The organism is Paenibacillus sp. OSY-SE, from assembly GCF_000283315.1.
Lineage (GTDB): Bacteria > Bacillota > Bacilli > Paenibacillales > Paenibacillaceae > Paenibacillus_B > Paenibacillus_B profundus.
Map to the genome: position 1 here is coordinate 56171 of NZ_ALKF01000205.1, position 17429 is coordinate 73599.

Genomic DNA, 17429 nt, shown 5'->3' on the forward strand with positions numbered 1-17429 from the left:
ATTTGTGGTAAAATAGATCGACTGCATGACGAGTTAAGAATTGAGAGGTTGGACAGACACATGAAACCATTTATATACGATTTAACTTTTGAACAGCTGCAGCAGTGGCTAAAGGAGCAGAACGAGCCTGCATTTCGCGCCGGACAAATATTTGATTGGCTCTATGTCAAGCGAATCAATGATTTTCACGAAATGACCAATCTGTCCAAATCGCTGCGGGATAAGCTGGAGGAGCATTATCAATTTGTGACTCTGAAAGAAATTACACACATGAAATCGCAGGATGGAACGTATAAATTTCTATTCGGCTTGCATGATGACCATGCTATCGAAACCGTAATTATGCAGCACAACTACGGGAACAGCATCTGCGTAACGACACAAGTCGGCTGCCGCGTCGGCTGCACGTTCTGCGCCTCCACGCTTGGCGGGCTGAAGCGGAACCTGACTGCCGGAGAGATTGTGGCCCAAGTGGTCGCCGCACAGAAGATATTGGATGAAACGGATGAGCGCGTCAGCAGTATCGTTATCATGGGGACAGGGGAGCCTTTCGAGAATTACGATGCGACCATGGCATTCCTTCGCATTATGATTCATGAAAAAGGGCTCAATATCGGCCAGCGGCACATTACGGTGTCGACGAGCGGCATCGTGCCGAGCATTTACAAGTTCGCGGATGAAGACACCCAGATTAACTTGGCGATCTCCATCCATGCGCCGAATGATGCGCTCCGCTCCAAGCTGATGCCGGTCAATCGCCGCTTTCCGTTTGAGGAAGTGATGCAATCACTCAAGTACTATCAGGATAAGACCGGCCGGCGCATTACGTTCGAGTATGCGCTCATCGGTGGCGTCAATGACAAAGTGGAACAAGCGGAGGAGTTGGCAGATGTGCTGAAGCGGATGGACATGCTGGCACACGTCAATCTCATTCCGGTAAACTATGTGCCGGAGCGGGATTATGTCCGCACCCCGCGCAATGATATTTTTAAGTTTCACCGCGCGCTGCAGGATCGGGGAATCAATGCTACGATTCGCCGTGAGCAAGGACATGATATTGCAGCAGCATGCGGTCAGTTGCGTGCGAAGCACATGGAGTCTAAGGCGAGGTGAGTTAGAATGAAAGCTGTGCATCGTTCCGATATCGGACGTGTACGCGCAGTGAACGAGGACCGTGCATACGTTGCTGTGCTTGATAACGGCTACTGCTTGGCCATTGTGGCCGACGGGATGGGCGGTCATCAAGCTGGTGATATAGCAAGCCGCTTGGCGGTGGAGACCGTAGTGTCTGAGCTCTCTGCGCTGCCGCAAGATTTGCAGGCCAACCAGTTGGAACGTGCGCTGGAAGCTGCTATTTTGCGCGCCAATCAAACAATATTTCATATTGCCTCACAGGATGAAAAGTATTATCACATGGGAACAACCATCGTTGCGGCCTTATTTGACCATTCGCAGTGCAATGGTTATATCGGACATATCGGCGATAGCCGGGCCTATTCTGTCGATCGCCAAGGCATCCTTCAATTGACAGAGGATCATACGCTCGTGAATGAGCTGGTGAAGAACGGTCAGATTGAACCGGAGGAAGCGATGCGGCATCCACGCCGGAATGTGCTCATCCGTGCGCTCGGAACAGACGCGCAGGTTGAGGTGGATATGAAGCCGATTACGCTCGGCAGCGGACAGTATCTCCTGCTGTGCAGCGACGGCTTGACCAATATGATGAATTCCGATCAAATATGGAGCGCCGTCATCGATCCTTCTCTTCCGCTCGAAGCGAAAGCAGACCGTTTGCTAGGGCAGTCACTCGATGCTGGCGGAGACGACAATATCACGATCGTTCTGTTGGAGCAGGCCGAGTCCGGCACCATGGAAGAGGGGTGGAACTCGTGATTGGAACTACATTAGCCGGGCGCTATGAAATTATTGCACGTGTTGGCGGAGGCGGAATGGCGCTTGTCTATAAAGCGCTCGACAATTTGCTTAACCGTTATGTTGCGGTCAAAGTGTTGCGTCAGCAATTCGTGCATGATGAGGAATTCATCCGCCGTTTTCGACGGGAAGCCCAATCTGCTGCTTCCTTATCCCATCCGAATGTGGTCAGCATTTATGATGTGGGACAAGAAGAGGATACGCATTTTATCGTCATGGAATATATCGAAGGTCATAACTTAAACGAAATTATTCAGGAACGGGCGCCGCTGCAGACGGAAGAGGCAGTGCGTATTTCCATTCAAATCTGCGATGCGCTGGAGCATGCCCACCAGAACCGAATCATTCACCGTGACATTAAACCCCATAACATTCTTATCGGGAAAAATGGCCGTGTAAAGGTGACGGATTTCGGAATCGCGCGCGCGGTCACCTCCTCGACGATTACACAAACAGGTTCCGTCGTAGGCTCGGTGCACTATTTTTCACCCGAACACGCCAAAGGAGTGTTGACCGGAGAAAAATCCGACTTATATTCTCTTGGCATCGTACTGTATCAAATGCTTACGGGCAAACTTCCGTTTTTAGGGGAAAGCCCGATTAGTGTCGCGCTCAAGCATTTGCAGGAACCGTTTGATGAGCCGCGGCTCGTCAACCCTCATATTCCGCAAAGCGTAGAGAACATTATTTTAAAGTCGATGCGCAAAAATCCAGCAGAGCGTTATCAGTCGGCTGCGGAAATGATGCGAGACTTGGAAACGTGTTTGTCTGCTGAACGGGCACACGAGCAGAAGCTGACATTTGTTTCGCGCGTACCCTTTGACGATGAACAGGAAACGAGAGTGATGCCTGCGATTCGCCCGATGGAGAAAAGCGCACCCAAGGAGTATGACACCTATGCCGCTTCTTCCAACTCTGGTGCGGCAGGTTCGCCGGCCCCTTCGCCTGCTGTGGCAGAAGCGAAGACGCGCAAGTCTTGGGTAAAGCCAGCCATTTGGGCTGGGGTGACGCTGCTCTTTCTCGCAATTATGGTCGGTGTCGTATTTTATGTGAAGAGCCTGCTTGTCGTTAAAGATGTGAGCATGCCGAATCTCATTAATTTGACGGAGCAAGCGGCGAAAGACAAGTTGAAGGAATATAAACTCGAAGTGGAGGATCCTATCGTTTACGAGCATAAAGAAGGATTCGAAAAAGGGATCGTCTTTGACCAAAGCAAGTCGGAAGGCACCAGGGTCAAAGAAGGATCGACCATACGTCTGTATGTCAGTGAGGGGACACCCCTTGTCTCGCTGCAGGATTATGCGGGCAAGCCGTTCGAGACGGCGGTGCAGCAGTTGGTCGAGCTCGGGTTCGAGAGTACGCGTATAACGAAGGATGAAGTATATCACGATGATGCTGAACCGGGTGTCGTCGTCGGAATGTCGCCGCAGCCGAATTCTCAGGTCGATCCGAAGACAGCTTCGATTAAGTTTACCGTCAGCAAAGGAAAAGAATCGTTCGGTATGCCAAGTTTGGTTGGCTTGACGAAAGATGAGGCGGTAGCGAAGATTGAAGCGAACGAATTGAAGCTGGCGAAAGACGGCATTGTCGAAGAGCCGAGTTACGAGCCGCAAGGGCAAGTATTTATGCAAAAGCCATTCGAACCGAACGATCCCGTGTCTAAAGGGTCGGAAGTGAGAATTTATGTAAGCTCCGGTTTCCCTCCGGAAGCGCTGAATTATACTTTACCTCTCCCGGTAGCTCCGAAGGAAGAAGGAAAGAACAGTACGATACGAATTGTGTATACTGATGCGCGTGGAGAGAACATGGAATGGGGCACTGAGAAGATTAAATCCTCCCAAGTACTCAACGTAGAGCTTGTGCTAGCACCAAATAAAGATGGGGTCGTCCTTGTTTACCGTGACGGCACATTCCTTGATACGTATCCGATATCCTACATCGATGCGAAGCAGGGTAATGTACCGATACCTGAGATTGACGACCCCTTGGCCAGGCGAGTTGAAGGTGAGGGGGAAGGGCAAGAACAAGGACAAGAACAAGGACAAGAATCCGTGGAAGGACAGACACAATCGTCAGAACCCGGACAATGAAGATGATGAAAATGAATAATCGGATTGGGGTAGATAAGACCTTGGAGGATATTGCATGCCAAAAGGCTTGATCGTAAAGGCGCTGAGCGGTTACTATTACATTCAACCGGAAGAAGGATCTATCGAACAGACGATCCAATGCCGTGCCCGAGGAATATTTAAGAAGAAAGGCGTGTCCCCACTCGTTGGGGACCGCGTTATCTTCACTATGACAGAGAACGGGGAAGGGACGGTAGACGAAATCGAACCGCGTGTAACGGAGTTGATTCGTCCACCGATCTCCAATGTGGGGCTTGCCGCACTCGTGTTCTCTGTGGTAGAGCCGGTCTTGAACCGTCAACTGCTGGATAAGTTTCTCGTACATATTGAACATGCCGGTTTAGATGCCGTTATCGTGCTGACGAAATGGGATATTATCGAGACGCTTCCGCCAGCGGAAGCTGCTGCGGTCGGCAAGGATATGGAGCATATCATAGAAGTGTATGCCCGTATCGGCTATGATGTCATACCGACAAGCGCCGCAGGCGGTTACGGCTATGAACGGTTAGCGGACAAGCTGACTGAAGACATTAGCGTCTTCGCGGGTCAATCCGGCGTAGGGAAGTCTTCCTTATTGAATGCCATGATTCCGGGCATCCAGCTCGAAACGAATCAAATCAGCCAGCGTTTGGGGCGCGGAAAGCACACGACGCGTCATGTCGAACTGCTGCAGTTGCCCCACGGCGGTTATATCGCTGATACGCCGGGATTCAGCCAGCTTGATTTTCTCGAACTTGGCGTGGAGCAGTTGGGAACGTGCTTCCGTGAATTTCATTCCTATGCGGAAAACTGCAAATTCCGTGGCTGCACCCATATTCATGAGCCTAGCTGCCAGGTGAAGGAAGCGGTAGCGAATGGTCAGATTGACAAGACACGCTACGAGCATTACGTACTATTTTTTGAAGAAATGAAAGACAAAAAACGGAGGTACTAGCATGAAACAGATTGAGAACGTTCAGATCGCCCCCTCCATTTTATCAGCCGATTTTGCCAAGCTGGGTGAAGAAGTCCGCGATGTGGAGCAAGGCGGTGCTGATTGGATTCATGTTGATGCTATGGACGGCCGCTTCGTGCCGAATTTGACGCTCGGGCCCATCATTGTGGAAGCGATCCGCCCGCATACGAAGCTGCCGCTCGACGTTCATCTCATGATTGTGGAACCGGAAAAATACGTGCCTGCCTTCGCCAAGGCGGGTGCAGATTTCATTACGGTGCATGCGGAGGTATGCCCCCATTTGCATCGGGTTGTACACCAGATTAAAGAAAGCGGTGCCAAGGCGGGAGTTGCTTTAAATCCGGCAACGTCTTTGTCTTGCATCGAAGAAATTCTCGATGACGTGGATCTCATCCTGATTATGACGGTCAATCCTGGCTTTGGGGGACAGCGCTTCATCGAATCGATGACGGATAAAATCAGCCGCTTGCGTGAGCAACTGAACGCGCGGGGACGCCGCGATGTGTTTATTGAAGTGGACGGAGGCATTACGGCGGATACCGCTCCGCTTGCCGTGAAGGCGGGGGCTAACGTGCTCGTGGCCGGCAGTGCGGTATATGGCGCACATGATCGCGCTGCTGCGATTCAAGCGATACGACGAGCAGCTGCGGTAAAATAGAGATCCTCATTGAACGATAGGCAGGGCCGGACGGAAAAGGGGAGATGAACGATGTGGAGAACGAGACTGATGCTCGTGCTGTACAGTTTTGTGTGCGGATCATTGGTAGGCATGTATGCGTTTTTGAAGCTGCCGCTTAACTTGGTTTGCTCGTTAGGCGCTTTGTTTTTAGGTATTCGTTTCTTCAAACGCTATGAAACGAAAGGAATGCGTATCGGTTTTATCTTGCTGGCGATTTTGTTTTACTTCGTCTTTGTCTTTGTGATGTCCATGGCCATTTACATGCAGCAAATGCCTGCGCCTGCTGCATAAACTAAAGATGGAAACGGGCTTGTTCGCTTTGCATAGATGATACGGCTGCGGCATATGATGGTTACATGAGCACAGATCTCTCATGTAGCCTTTTTTATTTCTATGGTTCACAAAAAAGGGCCGGCTATTGATTCCGGGCGGGGTAGGATGAGAACGACGAGGAGGGTGGAAGATGAAGTTTTATACATTTAAGCTGCCGAAATTTTTAGGAGGTTTCGTCAAGGCGATATTAAATACGTTTCAAAAAAACTGACACTCCCGGCGGCCATTCTGCTGAATCCGTAATCATCCATCCTAACGATATAGCACCCGAGCGGGAGCGGGACATAGCTTAGCAGAAGAAATGCTTATGACGGGTTCCGGTCGCGAGTAGAAACGGCCCGGCCGTCCTTGTTGAAAGGACGGACCGTTTCTGCAAGATGAATCAGCGCAAGCATCTTGTCATTTTCAGCGCCTGCTTCTGCAAGAAGCTTGCTGAAGTGATAAGACAACTCCTCATCAGAGCAGCAACTGTACTTTCTCCCACGATCAAAAAAGCACCTGATACCGTTCAGGTGCTCTTTCTATATAATCCATGGGATTAGACGCGAGTCACTTTACCTGCTTTCAATGCGCGCGTGCTCACGTAGACGCGTTTTGGTTTACCATCAACCAAAATGCGAACTTTTTGCACGTTTACACCCCAAGAGCGGCGGTTTTTGTTGTTCGCGTGCGATACGTGGTTACCTGAGCCACGTTTCTTCCCCGTTACAAAACATTTGCGAGCCATGCCTAACACCTCCTTATCCCAAAGCAACACTACTGCATACAATTAAATACTTAAATATGATATCATATTCTAAAATCCCCCGTCAACTGAATCAAAAACTTTGTTTATTTATGTTTTCTATTATAGTACAATATTGATTAGTCCATAATACTCAAAAAAAAGGAGTGGAACGAACCATGACCATCCAATTGGATACCGATTTCGGAAAAGTGAGTATTTCCGAAGAAGTCATAGCGGTCATCGCCGGATCTGCGGCAATGGAATGTTATGGACTTGTGGGCATGGCTTCGCGCAAGCAATTAAAGGACGGCATTGCCGAACTGCTTGGACGTGAAAATTTGTCGCGTGGTGTCGAAGTACGCCAGGAACAGGATGCGCTACATATAGATTTATATATTATCCTTAGTTACGGGACGAAGATCTCCGAAGTGGCGCACAACATTCAAGTGAAGGTGAAATACGTGCTGAATGAAGTAGTCGGTCTCACCGTGAACGAAGTGAACATCTTTGTGCAGGACGTGCGTGTATCAAGCTAGGAAGGGGAATATTCGTTGAACAAGCGTTCTTTAAATGGAACACAATTTTCCAATATCGTGCTGGGCGGTGCTGATTCGCTCCATCGCCATGCTGAATACGTCAATTCGTTGAATGTTTTTCCGGTACCGGATGGGGACACGGGAACGAACATGAACTTGACGATGACCGCTGGCATTACGGAAATGAAAGCAAAAATATCAACGTCTATCGCCAAAACGGCGGAGGTGTTGTCTAAAGGGCTGCTTATGGGTGCTCGGGGGAACTCGGGTGTTATTTTGTCCCAATTATTCCGCGGCTTCAGCCGAGGAGTAGCCGGCCATGACGAAGTGAATTCAGTCCAATTCGCGCATGCTATGCAGAGCGGCGTGGATACGGCATATAAGGCGGTCGTCAAGCCTGTCGAGGGCACGATTCTGACCGTCGCGAAAGAAACGGCCAAGCATGCGGTTCATATAGCCCGCCGGACGCCGGACCTGGTCGGTTTCATGCGTGAAGTGGTAGCTAAAGCGAATGAAACGCTAAGCAAGACACAAGATATGCTGCCCGTATTGAAGCAAGTCGGGGTGGTTGATTCGGGTGGACAAGGCTTAGTATACATTTACGAAGGCTTCTTAAGCGTGCTTGAATCGGAAGACGGCGTATTTGACGAGACGGCGGCTCCTGCTCCGGTAACCGTTCAGGTGAAGAAGCCGGCTGCGGTCGCGCCTGCGCATGAAGCTCCAATTTCTGCACAGGCCAAGCTGCATACGGAAGATATCGAGTTTTTATATGATATGGAATTTTTTATTGACCGTTCTCGCAACGGTTCCAACGCTAAGCCATTTAATGAAGATTTTTTCAGGAAAGCGCTTGCGAAAAATGGAGACTCCATTATCGTCATTCCGGATGACGACATTGTTAAAGTTCACGTCCATTCCCGCAAGCCGGGTGAAGTGCTGGACCTGGCGCTCGGATACGGGGAACTGATACAAATTTGTATATTAAATATGCGCGAGCAGCATCGGGAAATCATTCAAGGCGAGCACGGGGAAGTGTCTGCTATGCCAGAGGTATTTGCTGACATTCCTGCGCCTGAAGTTTCCGCGGAGACGCTGCTTGTCGATCCACCGGCCGATGAGCTTGCGCCTTACGGTTTTATTGCTGTAGCGATGGGTCAAGGCATTGGTGATATTTTTAAAAGTCTGGGCGTGGACGTCGTCTTGTCAGGTGGACAGACGATGAATCCGAGTACGCAAGATTTCATCGATGCGATAGAGACGATTTCGGCACAGCATATTTATATTTTGCCGAACAATTCCAATATTGTGATGGCAGCGAAGCAAGCGGCCGAGATTGTGGAGCGTGATGTAACGGTCATTCCAAGCAAGACGATTCCGCAAGGCATAGCCGCGGCTTTTGCGTTCCAGGAAGATGAGGGCTTGGAAGTAAACACGACGGCAATGGAGGCTGCCATCAGCCATATTATCTCTGGACAAGTGACATATGCCGTTCGGGATACGACGCTTGACGGCTTGGACATTAAAGCTGGTCATTATATGGGCATTGCGAACGGCAAAATCATAACGACGACCGAATCCGTAAACGATACGCTGCAGCAGCTGATGACGAAGATGCTGGCTGACGGAGGAGAAGTTGTTACATTGCTTACCGGGGAAGAAGCGCGTGAAGAAGATACGGAAGCATTGATCGCGTGGCTGAATGAGCAATACCCGGATGCCGAAGTGGAAGTGCATCAAGGGGGACAACCGATTTATTCCTATATTATTTCCGTCGAATAAGGACAATGTGAAGGGGGGATTTTCTGTATGGCCCATATCCGTATTGTAACGGACAGCACCGCGGATATTCCGCATGAAGTGCGAGCACGTTACGGAATTGAAATGGTTCCTCTCAAAGTGCATTTCGGTCATGAAATGTATAAGGATGCAGTAACTATCAATGCGGAAGAGTTCTATGAGAAGTTGGCGAAAGCGAAGCAATTGCCGACAACGTCCCAACCTTCGCCAGTTGAGTTCATGGATGTGTTCAAACGGTTGAATGACGAACAGCCGGACACTCAAATTATTTCGATTCACTTGTCAGCTGCCTTAAGTGGAACGTACCAGTCCGCTGTACTCGCCAAAAATATGATGGAGGAAGCAGCGGATATTACGATTGTTGATTCCAAATCTGCCTCCTACGGCTTCGGGCTCATTGCCGTCGAAGCGGCGCGCATGGCTGAAGCCGGTCATTCCAAAGAAGAAATATTGGCGATGATTGAACGTTATCAGCAGGAGCGCAAACTTTATTTTCTGGTGGATACGCTAGAATACTTGCAAAAGGGCGGACGCATCGGGAAAGCCGCCGCTCTGTTCGGTACACTGCTCAACATTAAACCGATACTATCTGTGGATAGTGAAGGCGAAGTATGCGCGTTGGACAAGGTGCGCGGCCATAGAAAGGCCTTGGGGCGCGTGCTGGAATTTCTTCGGCGCGACTTCGCGGGGAAGCCGGTGCACGCAGTCATCGGATATACGAGCGATAAATCAGCAACAGACGAATTGAAGGAAGCGGTTCGGACTGCGTTCGACTTACGTTCCTTAGAGTATGCGATCATTGGATCCGTCATCGGAACGCATGTAGGAACCGGCGTCGGCGCTGTCTTCATGTGGCCTGCAGATGAAGGGCACGCTTGAGGAAAGTGAACGGAATGTCATCATGATTCATCTTCAACAATGTCCGGTAACGATGATTAAAGGCGTGAGCGCTTCGAAAGAACAAGAGCTTCACGCCTTTGGCATCTTTACTGTTGCTGATTTGCTCGATTATTTCCCGTTTCGGTATGAAGATTTTCGTCTTCGCCATTTGAGCGAAGTGAAGGATGGAGACAAGGTTACCGTTGAAGGACGTATTATGAGCGTCCCTGTCCTGCAGCGATTTGGCCGCAAATCACGCCTGACGTGCAAGGTGATGATCGATGAATGGCTTGTCACTGCAACTTGGTTCAACCGTCATTATTTGCGTGAGGAGCTTACGCAAGGACGTGATATCGTATTAACCGGCAAGTGGGACGGGCGCCGCATGCAGCTTACCGTATCGGCATCGGAATTCCCGGACCGTGGCGGCGGGCGCAAGGATACGCTGCAGCCGGTGTATTCTGTGGGCGGCAAGATTACACAGACATGGATGCGCAAGACGATTGCACAGGCACTGCAGCAGTTCGGGGAGGCGGTTCCGGAGCTGCTGCCGGCCGAGCTCATGCGGCGCTATCGGTTAATGCCGCGTAAGCAGGCCGTACGGGCGATGCATGTGCCGCACGATGTCGAGGAGGGCAAGCAGGCCCGCAGACGAATGGTATACGAGGAACTGCTCTTATTCCAATTGAAGCTGCACGCCTTTCGGGCGGTAACACGCGAGCGTGCAGACGGTGTGCCGCACGAAGTCGACAATGCGACCGTCCGGCAGTTTGTGCGCAGTTTGCCGTTTGAACTGACCGAAGGCCAGAAGCAGGCGGTTACTGATATATTGCATGATATGCGCTCGCCATCCTGCATGAATCGCTTGCTGCAGGGCGATGTAGGCTCCGGCAAGACGGTCGTGGCGGCCGTCGCTCTGTACGCCGCGGTTCGGGCGGGATACCAAGGTGCGCTGATGGTACCGACCGAAATCTTGGCAGAGCAGCATCTTCGTTCGCTGAAGAAGCTGTTCGAGCCGCATGACATCGAAGTAGGACTGCTCACGGGCAGCCTGACCGAACGCAAGCGGCGGGATGTGCTTGGCGCGCTGCAGATGGGGATGACTAACATCCTTGTCGGCACCCAAGCGCTGATTCAGGACGACGTGCATTATCGCAAGCTCGGACTCGTCGTTACCGACGAGCAGCATCGCTTCGGCGTGAATCAGCGCAGCATTTTGCGGCGCAAAGGACTGAATCCCGATGTGCTGACGATGACAGCTACGCCGATTCCGAGGACGCTCGCGATTACGGCGTTCGGCGATATGGATGTGTCCTCCATTCGTGAGCGGCCGGCTGGGCGGAAAGCGATTAAGACGTATTGGGTAAAGCACGATATGCTCGATCGGGTGCTTGGCTTCATACGTCGTGAAGTATCCGCAGGCCGCCAGGCTTATATCATCTGTCCGCTCATCGAAGAGTCGGACAAGCTGGACGTGCAAAATGCGATCGATGTGCATGTGCAGATGCAGCAAGCTCTTCCCGACCTTCGCGTCGGCCTGCTTCACGGACGCATGTCCACGGCAGAGAAGGATGAAGCGATGCGTTCGTTCAGCTCCGCTGAGACGCATGTGCTCGTATCGACGACCGTCATCGAGGTTGGCGTCGATGTGCCGAACTCTACGCTCATGATCGTCATGGACGCAGAGCGCTTCGGTCTGTCGCAGCTGCATCAGCTGCGCGGGCGCGTCGGACGCGGCGGCCATCAATCGTATTGTATTCTGATTGCCGATCCAAAATCGGAAGTGGGGCAAGAGCGGATGCGAATCATGACGGAGACCGACGACGGCTTTGAGCTGTCGCAGCGCGATTTGGAACTGCGTGGACCGGGTGATTTCTTCGGTACGAAGCAGAGCGGACTGCCTGAATTTAAGCTGGCGGACATGACGAATGATTTCGCTGTGCTGGAGCAAGCGCGAGATGATGCGGCGGCGTTTATCCGCTCGGAAGCGTTCTGGACTTCGCCTGAGTATGGGCCGCTGCGTGATGTGCTGCAGCAAGAGCAGCTGTTTCAGGGAGAACTTCTGGATTAATCCCGTTTCCGGCAAATCTAAAAACGGGCGGATAGTAGACAAGCGGGCGGGCATATATTGGAACTAATGCAGCTTGTGTCCCAAGGACAAGGGCAGCTTATGTTCCGGAGGTGTTACACCGCATGAGTTATGTGAAATACGGCATTAGTCCGCAGTTAGTTGAGCGAATAAAGCAAAAGCTAAAAAATCCGGCAGCAAAAGAGCGCGTTAAGCTTATTTTGGATGGAGTCACGAAGGCGGACTTGCAAAATCGCCCAGCAGTGCGCAGCCTGCTGCGTAAAATCACACAGGCATTGAACGAATCGTTGAATACACAGCAGGAAGAGCAGATCATTCAGTTCGTTATCGCGCAGAAGATTGACCCGAACAACACGTTTCATCTCCTGAAGCTGTGGGGGATGTTCCGGTAAATGCAATTATCGTGAAGGAAAGCTCGGTTCTACAATGAACCGGGCTTTTTGACCTTTTCTATGGCCCTGTAGTTTCTTTCCCCTTCCTGAAGAAGAGTATGTCCGTTCGCTCCTTTGCCACACTCTCCCCACCGTTCAGAACAGCAGCAACCCATTCCCCTGCAAACGAGTTCCCTCATCGCATTAAAAAACGAATCGAAAATATAATTTTTTGTTCATAGCCAGAGAACATGATGCGGTGCTTCCGTCTATGGTGCTTAGCTCTATTCTCCCATACAGTCAGAAAGGGTAATGTCGAGGATAAGCCTCATGCCGTTTAAGTATGGATATTATGCTATAGAGCGTCGGTTCATGCTCTGGCAGTTAAGCGGACAGCATCTAAAGTCATGATCGGACGTACCGCTCCCTGATGAAAGGGGAGAATGAAGCAAGGGCAGGATGAAGTGATCCCCTTTAGTCTGAATGAGCCATTGCACGAACGGAACATTTCGTTATTGATGAAGAGTGGATGCTTTGCTATTCGATAGATGTTACGCCTTTAGGCGAAAAAGTAACTTTTATCCAAAATGAGGTAAAGGGGACGTTCATATGGCGGAGCAGCCGTATCCTCATTCGCGCACAGGCCAACGAATGATTCCCGCTGCCGGTCATGTTGACATAAAAGGTCCCATTGGTGGTGGAGGAATAATGAAGTGATTTAGGAAATAAGCAGGTGGGGGTATCCGACTTAGAGCTGTTGAATCCAAGTCATTGGGATGAGACTGTGTAGGGGATGACTCGCTTCAAAGAAGAATGCCAGTTCTCCCAGCGGATACCCTCTCCCCGTATTTGTTTCGTGTTTAATCTTAATAGGCTGTTACAGCGTCTGGATGCAGGTTGGGTCATCTACTCGCGTATTGCCTACCTTCGCATCCACCGGGTAAGCTTCCATTTCTGCCGCAGAATAAGGGCGGAGGACGGATTGAAGCTGTCCCGTGTCGGTGATGCGGCGGTCAAGCCAGAACGACAGCTGCTCCTCCGGAACGATGACGGGCATCCGATCATGGATGGAGGCCATCAGTTCATTCGGCTCCGTCGTAATGATGGTGCACGTGCTTACCTTTTCCCCTTCGGCGTTCAGCCACGTATCATATAATCCTGCCATGCTGAACAGCTTTCCGTCCTTGCGGACGATGCGCATCGGCTGCTTCGTGCCGTCCGCGTGGCGCTTCCACTCATAGAAGCCGTCTGCCGGAATGATGCAGCGCTTGCGTTCGAACGGCAGACGGAATGCCGGCTTCTCTTGCAGCGTCTCCGCCCGTGCGTTGATGGTGCGCCATGCTATTTTATCGTCCTTGGCCCAAGCGGGAACCAAGCCCCACTTCAGCGGGCCGAGCCGCAGCTTCGTTCCGTCATGAATAAGGGCCAGCACTGCTTGGCTTGGGGCAATATTGTAGCGTGGTGTATGAAAAGGGATGGCCGCTCTCGAATCGATTGAATAATAAGCCATAAGCTGTTCCACTGTAACTGTTAACGTAAATCTTCCACACATGACAGCTGCGCATCCTTTCTTCTTGTGCCGGGATCGTATTGAATAGGATTATGATGCCGGATAGGCTCCTCTCCATATTATCACAATCCGATGTTGGTAGTGGAATACAAAGGCTGCATAGTCTGCCCAAGGGGGGGATATATGCGGGCACCCTCATATGTAATATATCCCGGTTGAAACGGGAATATATGTTCGGTATTCTGTATATATATAAGAACAGACGTTCTTTGCAGGGGTGATGTTGTGGTGCGGGATGTAATACAGGATGTAATGTGGGACGTAAGAGCAACTATATGAGCAAACCATCCGAACGGATTATTATGCTGGCAGACTGTCAATCTTTTTATGCAAGTGTTGAAAAAGCAGCTCACCCTGAATACAAGAACAAACCGCTCGTCGTAGCGGGAGATCCTGCGCGGCGGTCAGGAATCGTCCTTGCCGCATGTCCGCTTGCGAAGCAGCACGGAATTACGACGGCAGAACGCCTTGGCGAAGCTGTGGGCAAATGTCCGGAGCTCGTTGTCGTTCGGCCCCATATGGAGGAATACATTCGGGTATCGCTACACATTACCGAAATATTGCAGTCGTATACTGAATTGGTCGAACCGTACAGCATTGACGAGCAGCATCTGGACGTGACAGGCAGCCTGTCGTTATTTGGTGATCCAGAAACGATTGCAAAGCGCATTCAACAACAGGTTCAAATGGAAACCGGCGTGTACACAAGAATTGGCATCAGCTGCAACAAGGTCATCAGCAAGATGGCGTGCGATAACTTTGCGAAGAAGAACGCCAACGGAATCTTCACCCTTTCGCGGCAAAAACTTCCTGACGTGCTGTGGCCGCTTCCTGTGCATCAAATGTTCATGATCGGTTCAAGGATGACCGGCCATTTGCACCGGATGGGCATCCGCACGATCGGAGATTTGGCGCAAACGCCGTTATCCAAGCTGAGGCAGCGGTGGGGGATTAACGGCGAGGTCATCTGGCGGATTGCCAACGGCATCGATTCGTCGCCCGTCACGCCGGGCACGCACGATCGGCAGAAGGGAATCGGCCATCAGATGACACTCCCGCGGGACTATGTCATGCAGGAAGAGATCGAGATCGTCATCCTGGAGCTGTGCGAGCTGGTCTGCCAGCGCTGCCGGACGAAGGGATATATGGGGCAGGTCGTGAACGTTGGCTGTCAAGGAGCGGACTTCGACCGCCCGACCGGATTTTCCCGGCAAATGAAAATCGAAGATCCCACGAACATTACGGACGAGGTGTATCGTGCGGCATGTATGCTGTTCCGTCGGCACTGGAACGGACTCCCGGTGCGCAAGATCGGTGTGTCGCTGACAGGCTTGACCAGCAGCGAAGAATACCAACTGACTCTGTTCGACGACCGTGAACGAAAGATGGCATTGGAACGCACGACAGATTGGATTAAACAAAAATATGGCGATACGGCGATAATGCGAGCGACTTCTTTGAAGGAGGCTGGCCAAGCGAAAGACCGTTCCCGAAAAATTGGAGGGCACTACAAATGAGTAAAAAGCTGAAAGCTAATGGTTTATTTGAATCTTCGCGGATGATGCTTCCCGAGCATAAGGAGGCATACGTCCGTCATCAGCAGAGCTTGGAGCGAAAGCGGCGGCCTGTGTTAGATGCGCAGGAAGTAGAGCAAATCGCTCGTGCCATTGCCGAATCCATATGGAATGGTACATCGATTAGGTTGACGGTATACAGTGAATGGGAAGACCGGGAGCTTATCGGTAAAGTAGTCCAGTTCGATAAACAACAAGAACAGATTAAATTGCAGGGGACTGTAGAGTGGGAATGGATTAAGTTCTGCGACATTGTAGGCGCCAGCTTCGCTCTATAGTCTATAAGAGGTTGTTCAAAAAGCCGGCTCCCGAACGAAGGAGTCGGCTTTTTAGTGCCAGCATGCACGATGACACAATGACACGATGATTCGGGATTGGGTATTGTAATCCATCGTTCGCCAGCTTCGAGTGCGGAATAGCATGAATTAGCAGCAGAGCATGCGACAATGGCGAATACAGGCGGCTTCTGCGGGCATGTCACGGATGTGTGAGCGCAACTGCCACAAAGCCCAATTACGTGGCAGACACGTGTAAATACTTTTGCATTAAGCTCCTCACCTCTGCTCGAATCAGCCCACGAAGCATATAGAACGAGTGATGGTACCCACGGCAGACGTACTGGACGCGCACGCCATGCTCCTGACGCTCCTCCTCGTATACTTTGATGCCGCGCTGACGGAACTGCCGCCGGAGACGGAACAGGTCGGTTGAGGCGTCGTCTTGTGCCTGACGCAGCCGCTGAACGTAAATGTCAGCCAACTTCAACCCTGAAGCGGCAAGACGTTTAATATCACGCTCCAGCACATCGAGAATGAGCGTCTGGATGACGTATTGCTTAACAATGAAGGCATCTTCCCCATCGTGTGGAGGAGAGCCATTCGCAGCGGAAAGAGAACCCATTCCTATCTCTTCCTCCTTCATTTTTATTTGGCCAAGGGTAAATAACAAATCCAAAAATACGAACTTGTGTTCTTATTATATTTATAATACCGAACAAATATTCGTATTTCAATAGGCGTTCGTGGTCAAAAGACGTAAAAATGATTACAATAGAGACAAAAGTCTCGTCAATACTCCGTCATTCGCAGAGATGTTGGCAGCAGGAAAGGAGAGGTAGGAATGCACATTACGCTGCACCGCGGGGAGATATTGTTTCGCCAAGGAGATCCAGGCACTTACTTATATCGCATCGCGAGCGGCCTGTTCAAGGTTACGCGTCTGCATGAAAACGGCAATATCGTGCTGTTTAACATTTTGTATCCGGGGGAGATTGTGCCTCACCATTCGCTTATTTCGCCCAAGGATTGCCACGGCACGTCCATTGCTATGGTGACAAGCGAGGTGGAGCGTATTCCGGCAGAGGAATGGTATGAGGAGCTTCGTCTCTATCCGGACAAAGCGCTGAGTATCGCTAAGCTGCTCCAAGAGAAGCTCAGATTCATGCAGCAGCGCATCGATCATTTGACAATCGGTGCGCCGGGGGAACGACTGCAGCTCTTGAAGAAGTGGCTTGACAGTTATACGAAAGAGGCGCCGTTAACGGAACTGCTGACGCAAGAAGAGATTGGTCAGCTTATCGGTGTGCGCCGCGAGACCGTCAACCGGTTAATTCGGCAAGGCGGTTCATAACAGAAGAAGACAAAGACGAGGCCAAGGTAACCGGATGTGCACAAGCATGCCGCACCTTGGCTTTTTTGTGAAACGGATAGAACGTACCGCTAGAACGAGCGCCTCGTCTGGAAAATCCGCTAGGGAGTTATTCTTATTCTCTTGCTCATCTTATCATGGGACATTCTTCTCTCTTCATATGTGTATTAAAGACGGATGTATAGTGCAGTGATACGAAGGAGGTAATAAA

At 50.9% G+C, this 17429-nt stretch carries 18 protein-coding genes; 15 read left to right on the forward strand and 3 right to left on the reverse strand.

What is annotated here, in order from left to right:
• Nucleotides 1-60: 60 nt before the first annotated feature.
• The 7 genes from rlmN to spoVM all read left to right on the forward strand — a co-directional run bounded on the left by rlmN (nucleotide 61) and on the right by spoVM (nucleotide 6239).
• Nucleotides 61-1113 carry a 23S rRNA (adenine(2503)-C(2))-methyltransferase RlmN gene (gene rlmN / locus A372_RS0131165; protein WP_019424869.1) on the forward strand — a complete coding sequence of 351 codons (1053 nt, stop codon included), beginning with the start codon at nucleotides 61-63 and terminating at the stop codon, nucleotides 1111-1113.
• A gap of 6 nt (nucleotides 1114-1119) precedes the next feature.
• On the forward strand, nucleotides 1120-1893 hold the full coding sequence (locus tag A372_RS0131170) for a Stp1/IreP family PP2C-type Ser/Thr phosphatase (RefSeq protein ID WP_019424870.1): 774 nt from the start codon (nucleotides 1120-1122) through the stop codon (nucleotides 1891-1893).
• Complete coding sequence (gene pknB, locus A372_RS0131175; RefSeq protein WP_019424871.1) at nucleotides 1890-4022, forward strand: Stk1 family PASTA domain-containing Ser/Thr kinase; 2133 nt, start codon at nucleotides 1890-1892, stop codon at nucleotides 4020-4022. Before A372_RS0131170 ends, pknB begins: the two co-directional genes overlap by 4 nt.
• A 55-nt stretch (nucleotides 4023-4077) precedes the next feature.
• Nucleotides 4078-4995 (forward strand): ribosome small subunit-dependent GTPase A, encoded by a 918-nt coding sequence (gene rsgA, locus A372_RS0131180; protein ID WP_019424872.1) that lies wholly within the window; start codon nucleotides 4078-4080, stop codon nucleotides 4993-4995.
• A gap of 1 nt (nucleotide 4996) precedes the next feature.
• The gene (gene rpe, locus A372_RS0131185; protein WP_019424873.1) at nucleotides 4997-5674 is read left to right on the forward strand and encodes a ribulose-phosphate 3-epimerase; all 678 of its coding nucleotides are present in this window, start codon (nucleotides 4997-4999) and stop codon (nucleotides 5672-5674) included.
• A 51-nt stretch (nucleotides 5675-5725) separates the two neighbouring features.
• Nucleotides 5726-5986 (forward strand): hypothetical protein, encoded by a 261-nt coding sequence (locus A372_RS0131190; protein ID WP_019424874.1) that lies wholly within the window; start codon nucleotides 5726-5728, stop codon nucleotides 5984-5986.
• Nucleotides 5987-6158: 172 nt separating this feature from the next.
• The gene (spoVM, locus tag A372_RS35125) at nucleotides 6159-6239 is read left to right on the forward strand and encodes a stage V sporulation protein SpoVM (RefSeq protein ID WP_019424875.1); all 81 of its coding nucleotides are present in this window, start codon (nucleotides 6159-6161) and stop codon (nucleotides 6237-6239) included.
• Nucleotides 6240-6566: 327 nt separating this feature from the next.
• Here spoVM and rpmB read toward each other — a convergent pair whose 3' ends face one another.
• A complete protein-coding gene (gene rpmB / locus A372_RS0131205) occupies nucleotides 6567-6755 on the reverse strand; it encodes a 50S ribosomal protein L28 (protein ID WP_019424877.1) in 189 nt (62 codons plus the stop codon).
• 176 nt (nucleotides 6756-6931) lie between these two features.
• On the opposite strand from rpmB, the gene A372_RS0131210 reads away from it, so the two are divergent.
• From A372_RS0131210 to A372_RS0131230, 5 genes are all read left to right on the forward strand, one after another.
• Complete coding sequence (locus A372_RS0131210; RefSeq protein ID WP_019424878.1) at nucleotides 6932-7291, forward strand: Asp23/Gls24 family envelope stress response protein; 360 nt, start codon at nucleotides 6932-6934, stop codon at nucleotides 7289-7291.
• 15 nt (nucleotides 7292-7306) lie between these two features.
• Entirely contained in the window at nucleotides 7307-9070 is a 1764-nt protein-coding gene (locus tag A372_RS0131215; protein WP_019424879.1) for a DAK2 domain-containing protein, read from the forward strand.
• Between the two features lie 27 nt (nucleotides 9071-9097).
• A complete protein-coding gene (locus A372_RS0131220) occupies nucleotides 9098-9967 on the forward strand; it encodes a DegV family protein (protein WP_019424880.1) in 870 nt (289 codons plus the stop codon).
• Between the two features lie 22 nt (nucleotides 9968-9989).
• Nucleotides 9990-12038 carry an ATP-dependent DNA helicase RecG gene (recG, locus tag A372_RS0131225; RefSeq protein ID WP_083858991.1) on the forward strand — a complete coding sequence of 683 codons (2049 nt, stop codon included), beginning with the start codon at nucleotides 9990-9992 and terminating at the stop codon, nucleotides 12036-12038.
• A gap of 122 nt (nucleotides 12039-12160) precedes the next feature.
• Nucleotides 12161-12448: a stage VI sporulation protein F gene (locus A372_RS0131230; RefSeq protein ID WP_019424882.1), complete on the forward strand. Its 288-nt coding sequence runs from the start codon at nucleotides 12161-12163 to the stop codon at nucleotides 12446-12448.
• Between the two features lie 856 nt (nucleotides 12449-13304).
• Here A372_RS0131230 and A372_RS0131240 read toward each other — a convergent pair.
• On the reverse strand, nucleotides 13305-13979 hold the full coding sequence (locus tag A372_RS0131240) for an SOS response-associated peptidase (RefSeq protein ID WP_019424883.1): 675 nt from the start codon (nucleotides 13977-13979) through the stop codon (nucleotides 13305-13307).
• Between the two features lie 293 nt (nucleotides 13980-14272).
• Between A372_RS0131240 and A372_RS0131245 the strand changes: the two genes are divergently transcribed.
• Together A372_RS0131245 and A372_RS0131250 are read left to right on the forward strand one after the other, a co-directional pair.
• Nucleotides 14273-15514, forward strand: a complete 1242-nt coding sequence (locus A372_RS0131245) for a DNA polymerase IV (RefSeq protein WP_019424884.1) — start codon at nucleotides 14273-14275, stop codon at nucleotides 15512-15514.
• Complete coding sequence (locus A372_RS0131250) at nucleotides 15511-15849, forward strand: YolD-like family protein (protein ID WP_019424885.1); 339 nt, start codon at nucleotides 15511-15513, stop codon at nucleotides 15847-15849. The genes A372_RS0131245 and A372_RS0131250 overlap by 4 nt, the downstream gene beginning before the upstream one ends.
• Before the next feature lie 235 nt (nucleotides 15850-16084).
• On the opposite strand, the gene A372_RS0131255 is transcribed toward A372_RS0131250, so the two are convergent.
• Nucleotides 16085-16471, reverse strand: a complete 387-nt coding sequence (locus A372_RS0131255) for a hypothetical protein (RefSeq protein ID WP_019424886.1) — start codon at nucleotides 16469-16471, stop codon at nucleotides 16085-16087.
• A 219-nt stretch (nucleotides 16472-16690) separates the two neighbouring features.
• On the opposite strand from A372_RS0131255, the gene A372_RS0131260 reads away from it, so the two are divergent.
• Nucleotides 16691-17200, forward strand: coding sequence for a Crp/Fnr family transcriptional regulator (locus A372_RS0131260; protein ID WP_019424887.1), 510 nt, complete (start codon nucleotides 16691-16693; stop codon nucleotides 17198-17200).
• The last annotated feature ends 229 nt before the right edge of the window (nucleotides 17201-17429 follow it).